Origin of the sequence: Bacillus sp. Leaf49 (assembly GCF_001426125.1) — a bacterium.
In the GTDB taxonomy this organism is placed as follows: domain Bacteria; phylum Bacillota; class Bacilli; order Bacillales; family Bacillaceae; genus Bacillus; species Bacillus altitudinis.
Window position 1 is genome coordinate 42359 of record NZ_LMRK01000020.1, and the last position, 11749, is coordinate 54107.

At 40.9% G+C, this 11749-nt stretch carries 13 protein-coding genes; 2 read left to right on the plus strand and 11 right to left on the minus strand.

Annotation, left to right across the window (positions count from 1 at the left end; translation table 11 throughout):
* Positions 1-39: 39 nt before the first annotated feature.
* The 3 genes from ASG46_RS09780 to csaA all read right to left on the minus strand — a co-directional run bounded on the left by ASG46_RS09780 (position 40) and on the right by csaA (position 3905).
* A complete protein-coding gene (locus ASG46_RS09780; RefSeq protein ID WP_056704332.1) occupies positions 40-1647 on the minus strand; it encodes a glycoside hydrolase family 43 protein in 1608 nt (535 codons plus the stop codon).
* A 24-nt stretch (positions 1648-1671) separates the two neighbouring features.
* Positions 1672-3063: an MFS transporter gene (locus ASG46_RS09785; protein WP_007500679.1), complete on the minus strand. Its 1392-nt coding sequence runs from the start codon at positions 3061-3063 to the stop codon at positions 1672-1674.
* Positions 3064-3572: 509 nt separating this feature from the next.
* On the minus strand, positions 3573-3905 hold the full coding sequence (csaA, locus tag ASG46_RS09790; protein ID WP_017367427.1) for a chaperone CsaA: 333 nt from the start codon (positions 3903-3905) through the stop codon (positions 3573-3575).
* Positions 3906-4172: 267 nt separating this feature from the next.
* On the opposite strand from csaA, the gene ASG46_RS09795 reads away from it, so the two are divergent.
* A complete protein-coding gene (locus tag ASG46_RS09795; RefSeq protein ID WP_007500681.1) occupies positions 4173-4652 on the plus strand; it encodes a hypothetical protein in 480 nt (159 codons plus the stop codon).
* Here the strand turns inward: ASG46_RS09795 and ASG46_RS09800 are convergent.
* From ASG46_RS09800 to ASG46_RS09830, 7 genes are all read right to left on the minus strand, one after another.
* A complete protein-coding gene (locus ASG46_RS09800) occupies positions 4649-6274 on the minus strand; it encodes a YndJ family protein (RefSeq protein WP_056704334.1) in 1626 nt (541 codons plus the stop codon). The genes ASG46_RS09795 and ASG46_RS09800 overlap by 4 nt on opposite strands.
* The gene (locus tag ASG46_RS09805; protein ID WP_017359476.1) at positions 6267-6872 is read right to left on the minus strand and encodes a DUF4166 domain-containing protein; all 606 of its coding nucleotides are present in this window, start codon (positions 6870-6872) and stop codon (positions 6267-6269) included. The genes ASG46_RS09800 and ASG46_RS09805 overlap by 8 nt, the downstream gene beginning before the upstream one ends.
* On the minus strand, positions 6835-7716 hold the full coding sequence (locus ASG46_RS09810) for a hypothetical protein (protein ID WP_056704335.1): 882 nt from the start codon (positions 7714-7716) through the stop codon (positions 6835-6837). The genes ASG46_RS09805 and ASG46_RS09810 overlap by 38 nt, the downstream gene beginning before the upstream one ends.
* A 151-nt stretch (positions 7717-7867) precedes the next feature.
* Entirely contained in the window at positions 7868-8440 is a 573-nt protein-coding gene (locus ASG46_RS09815; protein ID WP_008346533.1) for a TetR/AcrR family transcriptional regulator, read from the minus strand.
* 3 nt (positions 8441-8443) lie between these two features.
* On the minus strand, positions 8444-9163 hold the full coding sequence (locus tag ASG46_RS09820) for an MBL fold metallo-hydrolase (RefSeq protein WP_025207489.1): 720 nt from the start codon (positions 9161-9163) through the stop codon (positions 8444-8446).
* A gap of 37 nt (positions 9164-9200) precedes the next feature.
* Positions 9201-9677 (minus strand): GyrI-like domain-containing protein, encoded by a 477-nt coding sequence (locus ASG46_RS09825; RefSeq protein WP_056704336.1) that lies wholly within the window; start codon positions 9675-9677, stop codon positions 9201-9203.
* A 53-nt stretch (positions 9678-9730) separates the two neighbouring features.
* Complete coding sequence (locus ASG46_RS09830) at positions 9731-10654, minus strand: helix-turn-helix transcriptional regulator (RefSeq protein ID WP_046526861.1); 924 nt, start codon at positions 10652-10654, stop codon at positions 9731-9733.
* A 118-nt stretch (positions 10655-10772) separates the two neighbouring features.
* Between ASG46_RS09830 and ASG46_RS09835 the strand changes: the two genes are divergently transcribed.
* Positions 10773-11297 (plus strand): hypothetical protein, encoded by a 525-nt coding sequence (locus ASG46_RS09835; RefSeq protein WP_056704338.1) that lies wholly within the window; start codon positions 10773-10775, stop codon positions 11295-11297.
* Positions 11298-11332: 35 nt separating this feature from the next.
* Here the strand turns inward: ASG46_RS09835 and czrA are convergent, their stop codons facing one another.
* Positions 11333-11662 carry a Zn(II)-responsive metalloregulatory transcriptional repressor CzrA gene (czrA, locus tag ASG46_RS09840; protein ID WP_007500691.1) on the minus strand — a complete coding sequence of 110 codons (330 nt, stop codon included), beginning with the start codon at positions 11660-11662 and terminating at the stop codon, positions 11333-11335.
* Positions 11663-11749: the final 87 nt, after the last annotated feature.

Genomic DNA, 11749 nt, shown 5'->3' on the forward strand with positions numbered 1-11749 from the left:
CATGTTAAAGAGAGACAGCCTTTAGAGTGTTGTCTTTTTTTATTCAGTTGTTTCTTCGTATCGAAAATACTTAAAATCGGCAGGCAGACGTTCACCGCTTGTGTCTTGGCACTGCATTCCAACAAAAGCCCCTGTAAAGAACCCCCCTCCTCGAATAAAATCATCTGATAAATGGGTCGATTCAAGCGGTACATCTATTTTTTCCCACTCTTGTTGATCAAAAGAATAAGAATACGTGTACGTCTCTCTCTGAACGGTCACTTTTAAATACACATACGGAATCTCGTCTGGGATGATGATTTTTTTAATTAGCGGCTGAGAAAAGGCCAGATTTTCACACACAGATAATTCAAGGATACGGCCAAGCGCCTCGTCATAAGTCACCTGAAGTGCAGTCCAATTTTCCGTATTATAATAATTCACAAGACCTGCCGCTTGCTGAAAGTTTTTCGGAAAGAAGGAAACCGCTGTCTCTGCTTCAAAATAAAAGCTTTGCCAGCGCCTCGCAACAAATGCTTGGGTAAATTTAGACGTTAAAGATTCCTGCCCATACAGCCTTAAATGATGAGGATTTTCCGTCACTGAACCAATCTGATCCGTAAATGGGATTCTTAATGTTTGAAAATGTCTATTTAACGATGAATCTTTAAATTCATCGACTATGTGATAGGTTGGAGAGAACTCTTTTACGCTCATCGCAGGCGCTTCAACCTCTAGGAGCCCCTCTTTTCCGCCTACCACATACGGCCAGCCATCTTTCCATTCAAGCTTTTGTACGGCTGTCTCTCTTCCTAAAGGGCACCAGCCTCTTTGCTGAAAAATGGATTCCTTACTTGAATGAATTGGGCGGCCAGTCAGATGAGCCATATACCATTCATTTGTATGCGTTTGTACAATGGAAGCATGCCCGCATTTTTGTAGTGGATGGCTAGGCGCATGAAAAGCCGTTAAAATTGGGTTGTCAGGATGAACCTCGTACGGCCCATCAATACGCGAGGAACGGGCGATTGTGGCTGCATGTTCGTAACGCGTGCCCCCTTCAGCTGTTAATAAATAATAGACATCATTGATGTAATAAAGATGCGGGGCTTCTGTCAGTTTGATTGGCGTGCCTTTAAAAATGACCTTCCGCTCACCAACTAGTTTTTTTTCAGATACACTATATTCCTGCAAGGCTATACCTGCAAAGGAGTGATGTTTTTCTCGATGGTCCCACAGCATATTCAACACGTATTTCTTTCCGCTTGGATCATGGAACAAGGAAGGATCAAACCCAGAACTATTGAGTCGAACCGGATCGCTCCACTCGCCATCTACTGCATCAGCTGTGACCAAATAATTATGACCATCCTTAAACGGACCATCTACTACTTTAATATCAGAATAGATGAGCCAAAACTGACCATCCGCATAACTTAAACACGGTGCCCAAACCCCGCCGGAATCAGGATTTCCTTTCATATCGAGTTGAGAAGTTTTTTGCAAGGGACGCGCGGCGAGCCGCCAGTGGACGAGATCCTTCGAGTGATAAATTTGCACCCCCGGGAACCATTCAAATGTAGAAACCGCCATGTAATAGTCCTCTCCCGCACGGCAAATACTTGGGTCAGGGTTAAACCCTTTGAGCACTGGATTGGTAATGTTCATTGAATTTCCTCCTCTTTCAGAGAGCTACATTTTAAAGTCGTCCATATGATCGATATACACCTTGTCTCTATTCTCAAGCTCTCGTATGACTTTTTTATGTTTTTCTTCATCTAGGTTATAAAAATTAATATCAACCATCGCTAAAATGAGTAAGCATACAGGAATCACCGTTGTCGTGATTAAAATGCCCAGTAAAGCTTCTGGTGTTTGCACTTGATTTGCAATATAACCAAATCGGTCAAGGACAAGCCCTGGAACGATGCCGCCTAAGGCCATCCCAAATTTAAAGAAGAAGCCAATCACTGCGTAGATCAGTCCACCCATTCTTTTCCCTGTTTTATATTCGCCATATTCAACGGTTTCAGGAATGAGTGCCCACATGTAAGCACCTGCTGTAATACTCCCTGCAGCCGCAACGAGCCTGAAAATAAGTATTAAAGTGATTTGACTCGGCGGGATCACAAGTAAGGCAAGAAGGCCTACAATATTCAGCAATAATGAATAATTCAGCAGCTTTTTCTTTCCTAACAACTTGTGTAGCTTAGGGATAAACGGCAACACCATTAAAGCTGGCAGACTGCCAATCAGGCCGTACCACTTCACTAAATCCTCTCTGCCGAGGTTATACGTCACATAATAGATCCCGACTGAGTTGCTGATCGAGTTCACACCAAAGATAATGATAAAGAAAATGCTTAACACAACAAGCGGACGATTCACTCGTAACTGGACAAAGAGATCACTGAACTTGATCTTTTCCTCTGGCTTTTGAAGCGTGACGCGCTCATTCGTACTTTTAAAACAGAAAATCAGTAATCCGCCCCCAAGTACGCCGAGAAATGCCATCGTGATCTGCCAGCCAAGTGCTGTATTTCCTGTTGTATCACTCAAAAACGTCGCTAGAAACGGAACAAAAAAAGCAACAACTAAACCACCGAGATTTGCAAAAAGCATACGAACAGACGTAATACTGACGACCTCTTGGTTATTTCTTGTCATTGCGGAAGTTAAAGCACCATAAGGAACATTGATGAACGTGTATGTAAGCGATAAACCAACATACGTGATGTACGCATAAATGAGTTTTCCCATTTCGGAAAAATCCGGTGTCGTAAAACAAAGAATGGCAAGAACGGCAAAAGGTAACGCACCAAATAACAAATAAGGTCTAAACCGGCCAAAACGGCTGTTCGTTCGGTCAACCATCGCCCCAATAAACGGATCTGCAAGCGCATCGATGGCCCGAACCACCAAAAACATCGTCCCTGCTGCTGCTGCTGATAATCCATACACATCCGTATAAAAAAATAATAGATACGTAGAGACAGTTGCATAAATTAAATTACATGCGAAATCTCCTGAAGCATACCCCACTTTTTCAGACATACGAATCTTCTTTAAATTCTCACTCACCATGAGTTTTCTCCCTTCTTCACTTAGCCTCTTCTAACGGACAGATGGTGCAGGGCAGCAGCAATCAATAGGTCGAAAATAAAGCGCTTTCAATTCGTTGTAAAAATGAAGCTGAACAGCTCTTTCTTTCAGCTTAGCCCACATAGCAGCAAATCATGTGCTTTAAACAATAGATGATCGCCATCTTAGTTTATCGATTAAACAAACTAAGATGAATTCATTTTATAAAATATGATCTGACTTTTCAATATTTTTTGAAAAAATAATCCAAATAATTGATTTCTTGTCATTTTTTCTATGATATGAGGAGATGAACCTTCTTTTTATCTTCCAAAAACAAAGAGAACTCAAATAATGGTTGCATTCATACCAATCCCATGCTATATTAATCAAGCGATGAGCTGAATTGTGTAAGTCGGGTAACACGTCTCTTTGAGACACACACGAATGTGGCGTGTGGTTATTCCGCCTCAATACGCAAAAGACATCTTCTGATGAAGATGTCTTTTTTCTTACCCTATTTTGGTGCCATTTTCAACCGGCTCATCGGTGGCAAGCAGGACAACGTCTTCTTTTGACGGCATGCCTCCTAAGACAAGCACCTCTGATTTAAACCCGGCAATTCTTCTTGGCGGGAAATTGACCACTGCAATAATTTGTTTCCCAGTGAGATTCTCAGCCTGATATCGTTTTGTCAGCTGTGCACTAGATTGTTTTATGCCAATCTCATCCCCAAAGTCAATCTTCAGCTTGAAAGCAGGCACTCTCGCTTCTGCAAAGAACTCTGCTTCTACTATCGTCCCAACACGAATGTCTAACGCTAAAAACTGTTCAATATCTGCCATTAGAATCTCTCTCCCTTTCAATCTTTCATAAAAAAGGTCACATTTTTCTTCTGCTAGATGACCACTTGTTTTCCACTAATTTCTTAATTGTAGCACACCCTACTCTTCTAAAAGAAAGGGTTAAAAAGCCTATTGATTGAAAATCCTTTTTAGTTTACATAATCATTTTATAGTAGTCTATTAAATGTTTGCATCATGAAAATGAATTCGGTAAAATGGCAAATAATCCTACTGCTTCCTCTCGAATATTTCAGGGAGGGTTAACACTTGTTTACATTATCAGATATGTGGACGTTTTGCTGGTCGTTTTTCGTCATTCTTCCTATCGTTGCCATCTTGCATCAGCTGGGCCATATTGTAGTCGCCTGGCTGTTTGGAGCAAAGGTTTCGTTTGCGCTTGGCCGAGGCAAAAAAGTATTGAAAATAGGCGTCGTTGAAATTAGAAGAATCTATTTTCTTGATGCATTTTGCCACTATGAAGAAATGAGGAGAAATAACCGTTTCTCACACATTCTTGTCTACTTAGGCGGATCATTATGCAACCTGCTCAGTGTTCTTATATTGAACACAATGATCGCCAACGATTTCCTGCCAGAACATCAATTTTTCTATCAATTTGCTTACTTCTCAGTCTACTATGTATTTTTTGCTTTACTGCCAGTACAGTATGCAGATCATCATCCGAGTGATGGGCAAGCGATTGTGAACATCATTCGTCACGGTGAACCATGCGACATCATTGATTAAGATGAGTGGCTTTCACTGTCGATTTGATACTGAATCGTTAAAAAAGGAATACCGAATAGCTTCATTTGATGAATTGCTGTGAGACTTTTTTCCGTCTCCGGTTTCATATGAAAGCTTTCTTCCATTGGCAGTTTCATGGTGATGAAAGACGTATGCAAATACAATCCTTCATCACCCGTACTGCCATTTGGACTTTTACTTTTTAATAGAAAATCTTCCTTTTCATTCAAAGGTTTTAAAATAGCCGTAAGCTGTGAAAAAGGAAGCGGCAAAGCAATATTCATATAGACTGTCTCTTCATCATGGTGCTGGGCATAGAGCGCATAAAAGACTTGCTCGCCTTTCTCATTGCGCCTGATCCACACACGTACATTCTTCCTTTCTTCAAGAGGATGTTGAAATCTTGAAAGACTCCCCGGCATTTCATATGGCATTCGTGATGACCCTAAATAGAGCTGTCCTATTTGTCTAAAAACAGGTTGAAGCAAAAAGACAAACGGCCTTACCCACCAATGAAAACAGACGGCTGCTTTTAACGTAAAGGACATCGGGTCCTCATAAAATCTGCGAATAACAGGTGACACACTCTCTGCTGAAAATGCCTTTCCATTTAATTGGTCAAGAGAATCGACTAAACCAATCTTCTCATCATGCTGCATGTGGTCATGTTGAAAAGACATGACCTGAAAACGACCGTGAACTCTCGATACCGGAAAATCCTTCTGTTTCAATCGATCAGCTGGTCTTTCAATCAACCACCCAATGAGACCTGGTAAAATAACCAAACTTGCATTGATACTGCCATGAAACCAAATCATTTGATCCATGCTGATGTAGGTAACATGTAAAAGCATTCCGGTAGAATAAAGGAATGATAGGACGATGGTTCCCATTAACATGATGCTAGAAAACACAACGAACCCTTTTGCGACAGTTGAACGAAAAGAAGTTGTCATACATAAAATTCCATACAAATAAAGTGCGATCACATAAAGAACGACGCTGAACGTATCAAACAGGCGAGAATAGCTGATTCCCACAGCAATCATCACTGGCGACAATAAAATAACCCAGCCACCCACTTTGTATAGCGTCGTCTCTTTTTTCCGCTGCCTTCCTAATAAGCCATAAAAGATTGGGATAAAAAAAGCCGAATAATGAAAATGAATAGCGGTCAAAAGAACAATCATCGGTGAAAATGTCATCACTTGTATATCTGCTATGTACAGCCAGAACCAAAGCCCACCTAGAGCGATATACATACATGCGCCATCGATCATCAGCTCATGAAGCGGATGGGCTCCTCTTTTCAGCAAACGGGTGAAACCAAATAAAGCCAGAATCATTGTAAAGAAAAGCCATCCCAATGCAAGCCAAAGAGAATGATAAATGAATGCGCCTGTTGCACATAGAGCTGCTACTGGAAAGGCTTTCATTATGAAGCCGATCAGCCCCTTCTGCTGCCGTTTCTTCTCTTCCTGATAAAAAAAGTGTAAGAAAGCGGGAAGAAAAAATAAAATCGCAATCAAAACAAAAAATTCTGGTATGGGAGCTGTCGTCAAACGTGTAAGGAGAAAGCAAGCCATCAACACGATGCTACACATCAAATGCCATTTATTCATGAGATGACACCCTTTCCGTAAACCGGCCCTTATACGTAAAAAGAGTGCCAAAAAGGCGATTTTTCACTTGAACATCAATCGTATACTCACCTGCACGCTCATCGTACCCTTCTGTTACATCAGATTCACCATAAAGCCAAGAAGGGAGCGGCCACTCCCGCCCAAACAGCAAAAACTTTTGCTTACCTGATTGAATGTGCAAGAATCCTTTTTCCGTGACTGTAAAATGAAGCTCTGACACAAGAAGCCTAGGTTTTCCAAAGTAGTCTAGTACTTGATGGCTCTTCTGATCAATGATCATATCTGCATCAAAATGTCTTTCCTTGTCAGGAAAATAGAACGTTCGAAACCAGTGCATCCCTTCTTCTCCCTTACTTGTCGTAAAAGGCTTGTTCACAATTTGGAAGGGAATATTTCGCCCTCTTTCAGGAAAAAAACAGCGAAACAATGGACCGACTTTGAATAACAATCGGATGAGCTTTGTCCCGCCTCCTATTTCCTCCATGATGCCTTCGGCCGTAAACGCGCGGTTATAACGTTCTTTTAATGCTGGATGCAGCTTATCGTAGTCCTTTACTTGATGATGATGAACGACCATGTCTACCTCCCCTTTTTCGTTTGATCGAAAACACATCTACACAATCTTTTAAATTAATCATTCCTGCAACGGATAAAATGAAAAATGCACTCAGCACCAGCGGCTCGTGCAGAGTCGTTTCTGGCGATAAAATCCCTATACCAAGCACCAGTAGCAGAAAAATGCTTTGAAGGATAAATATATATTTTTTTGGCAGTTTAGGCATGAGCCATGATACACCTAATAGCGCATAAAACAATCGAAATCCGGTGCTATGATCAAAAGCAGAAGGTGAAAAAGGAATGATCGCTTGACATAACCAGACGATGGCAAACAACAAACAAATGCCATAATGGGCAAGTGTTCTCTCTAGCAGCAAACGGGGATGCGTTCCCTTTTCAAGCCACGTCTTTAATGCGCCAAAGCTAAAGGCAGTCATAAACCCCATCATTGGCCGAAAAAAGAACCGGTCTGCCCATTTCCACCCTTTTCCTTCCTTTGTTTCATAATCAAATTGCGTTTGAAACACAATGTGATCATTCGTTTTCATGTATTTCCAATACCCTCCGCCTTCTTTGATGAAAGACAAAGGGTGTGATGATTTAAATTGAAGTGAGGATGCTCTTTCATGACGCTCATCCTTCACGCTCGTTCGATACGCTCCTGTCCCAGTTACACTAATGCCGAATCCAAGGTGTTTCTCATACAAAAAGGATTGGGGCTGTTCATGACTAGGTCCATTTAATGAAATTGTCGAAAATCGCAAATCCCATTGTTCATGAAGCTTTGGATTTTGCGTATACTCCCATACTTTTTCAATAGGTGCTTGAATGGTTGTTTCCACATAAACAGGCTTTCTTTTCATCTGCCTCTACTCCTCTATGTGAATTATTTCACATAATAAGCATACCATGTTTCACAAAACTGTCAAATCTTTATTGGTTTTTTGCCCAAAAAATGTTTTGATTCGTTTACATCTCCTTCATCATATCAGTTCGATACATAAAAAAGACCTGTCAATGAGACAGATCTTCTTGCTCTTTGATGCCTGCAATATAAAGACGGACCGCATAGCTCACACTATCTTCAAGCTGTTCTTTCCGTTGAAATCCTTTTTTGTTTGAAATATCTCCAAAGCCGTGCAGTAAGCTTCTAAGCCCTCTGACGACATGCGTCATGTCCTCTTCTTTTACACCAAAACGAGACATGATGGATTGGACAAAATCAGCAAGATTCTCTGCAGCCACACTGACTTCTTTTTCATTCATATGTGAAAAAGCAGCCTCATAAAGGCCGGGATGCTGACGAACAAATTGAACATATTGTCTTGCAAATGCTAAAACAGCGTCTTCTTTTTCCAGCCCCGCTGTAACTTGTTTGCCGGCCTCACAAAGCATTGTCAGCCCCTTAACAGCAAGAGCTGCCTGTATTTCATGAAGACCGGATATATGGTTGTAAAGAGATGGTGGTCTGATGTTAAGCCGTTTGGACAATGTAGCAATGGTCAAAGCGGAAAAGCCCTCCTCATCGACAAATTCGATGGCAGATTCAACAATTTTTTCTTGTGTGATACCCATTCTTGGAGACATGGCTTACTGTCCTCCCTTTTGTAGCTGATGCTTCCTTTTTTCGATAGCAGCTCTGAGCTTTGCCTCAGGCTCTATGATGAGATCACCATGTCCTGCTGCGAGACAAGACAAGCGAAGTGCCAGTAATTTTTCAGCGCTTTTTAGTGCTGTTTCTGCATCCCAAGTGGCAAAAGCCGGGAATGGGAAGGTGAAGCGAAACTCACCCGTTACAAATAAACCGCCTTTTGTCACAACTGCATCACCCGCAATGACAACCCCTGACTTTTCATCGTATAAAGAGATGCTTCCTGGTGTATGTCCTGGTGTGGCAATGACTTTAAGTGACCCAATCTCGTCCCCTTCTTCAACAAGCACGTCTGGTTTTGTGAGAATGTCTTTTGAAAAACTGCCTTTGACTTTTTTCTTCGGTTCACCAGGAAGTAAAGAGAAATCGCCAGCAAACAGGCGAGCATCTCGTTTCGATAAATAAACAACTGCCTCTGGAAAAGCCTTTTTCACTTCATCTAGTGCGCCAATATGATCCATATGACTATGAGTCAGAATAATTTTGTTAATGGGTTTGTTTAATTGATGTGCAAATTCAATTATCGAGCTTGCTGCCATTTTCAAAGCTGCATCAATTAAGATGAGTTCATTCTCTTCCTCAAATACATAACAATTTACCGGAAAAATACGTGGCATGAGTGTAAGCTGGTGCAAACGGTCAAATGTTGTCAATCTCATCTTGTTTCCCCCTAAAACTAATGTCGTTAGTTTTATATTAACTAATAGTATTAGTTTTAGCAACTATTTTTTCATCGACTGCAATATAAATATCAACTTGCGCTTCTTTTGGATCAATTGATCGTTCGTCGTACCATTCAAAATCGCCAGTATATGTTCGCAAATAACGCTGATCCCAACTCCAAATCTGCTGCCATGTTTCAAACACAACCTCTTCAATCGGGCCCTTTCTCGTTTGAAATCTTGCGTAGGTGGAGCCTGGAATCTCTTTTGCATCTTGTGCTAGCTGCTGGTCAACCAATTGCCCCGCTGTGAACAAATAAGCGCCATTTTCATCCTTTTCATAATCTGAATACAGCCCTATGACTGGCGCATGGCCTCCGTCGAGCTGCTGCGTGAAAAATTGCTGCCAAAGCGGTGCAATCTTCCGCTCGTTTGTTTGCTCCATTTCATTTGTTGTTCGAACAGATAATCCCTTGATCCATTGTTTCTGTAAAATCACGATATCGTACATACATTCTCATCTCCTTTTTTCCATCATATAAAAAGAAACCTGACAACATTGTGTCAAGTTCCTTTTGGTTTTTGAAATTGTTTCAACTTTAGATCAAATGCTTCCCGAACGGATAGCGGAGAGACAATCTCGACATCTGGCCCTAAATAAAAAAGAAAGCTATATAACCAATCATCCTGAGGCAAAGTGATTGTGGCAAGATACGTACCATCTGCACATACGGTGAATTCATTTTCATCTATCCATTCCTTCACTTTACCAACAAAATCTTGAGTCAACCTGAGCGTTAGTGTACTGACGGAAGGTTCTTCATGCCAAGAATCATTCCAAGGCTTGTCTTCATTTTTTATTCGTTTAGGAAGAAAAGATACTGAATGCGTGATAAGGTCTGACATTCTTTTGAGTTTAAACAGACGAAACGCTTTTTTCACGCAGCAATACGCATACAAATACCAGTGTCTTCCTTTTAAGACAAGTGTATAAGGCTCTACTTTTCTAGGAAGTGTTTCGCCTTTTGCATTGCGATAGGTGAACTGGATATATTGATGCGCTGAGGCAGCGGTATGAATGAGCTGGAGCTTCTTTTCTAAGTAGCTGTCTTTCCCCCAAGAGCTTAAATCAATAAAGACATGTTGCTGTTTCTCATTTTGAGGCGGGATCAGGGATTTCATTTTCTTTAGTACATGTTCACTTTCTTTAAAGGTGTATGCACTCGTAATGCTTTCAAGAGCTGTTAAAATCAGTTCAATATCATCATCGGTGAATAATTTTTTCTCTAGACGATAGTCGTCAACGAGTGAAATTCCACCCCCTGCGCCTTGTTTTGTGACAACTGGAATCCCCGCTTGATTAATCGTATCAATGTCACGGTATATGGTTCTTACGCTCACTTCATGTAGTTCAGCGAGGTCTTTCGCCTGTACTTGCCGTTTGCTAATCAGTATCATCACAATGGACAAAATGCGATCGATTTTCATGACTTTTCCTCTTTTTCATAAATATAGGTTTTGATTTGATAAAAAAAGAAAGAATGGTAATGATAAGTAACAGCCAGCATTCGTTTACATCCCTGCCTGTGCAGGAGGAGGTTGCATCATGACATATCACGTATGGCAGTTGTTCATGATCGGGATCGTCATGCTCGTCTGGATCATCATTCGAATGAATCGAATGAGACGCTATCAGCTTGTGCGCCCGGTAAATCTTTTCATGAGAATGTATGTATTTAGTCTGACTGCCCTTATTCTCTTATCAGAAGGATGGCAAAATCACAGTATTTTTATCTATGCCGTCATTGGCATGATCTTCGGGAGCAGTCTCGCCATCCACGCCTATCAGACGATTCAGATGAAATTAGAAAATGGCCGGCTGTATATGAAAACAAGTAAATGGATTGAAAGCTTTATTTTATGTTTGTTTTTATCTAGGCTTGCATTTAAATCGGTCAATCTGACAACACATGCGATCACCAAAATGGATATCGTTGAATTGTATCAGCATATTGTCAGCGATGATGCGCTGACAATACTCAGCTTTTTCCTTCTAGCGGCTTACTATATTGTGTTTTCTTATCAAATGATGAAAGCAAATAAACGATCAACCCAAGTACATCATGCATAAAAAACCTTCCTATATAAAAGTAGGAAGGTTTTTTCTCAATCATGCTGTGCATGGTGTATCATTTGTTCAAGCACTTCCATCACATGCTGATCTTCAGGACTGTAAAAAATCGAGGTCCCTGCTCGTCTAGATTTCACGAGACGAAGATTTTTTAAAAAGCGCAGCTGATGAGATACGGTTGATTGCATAAGGTTTAGTGTTTCTGCTATATCATTTACTGAATGTTCACCTTGAGACAGCAAATGCAGAATACGAATACGCGTCGGATCAGATAAGGCTTTAAATGTTTGGGAGACAAGAAATAGACTTTCTTCGTCCAGCTCCATCCGTTCCTGTTCTTGATTTGTATTCAGTTCTTCCTTCATTCCGCTTCACCTTTCTTGTCAGTCAACTCACGACTTATTCTATGTATCATCATATACCAAAACGTGTAGCATGCAAAGCTTCCACAC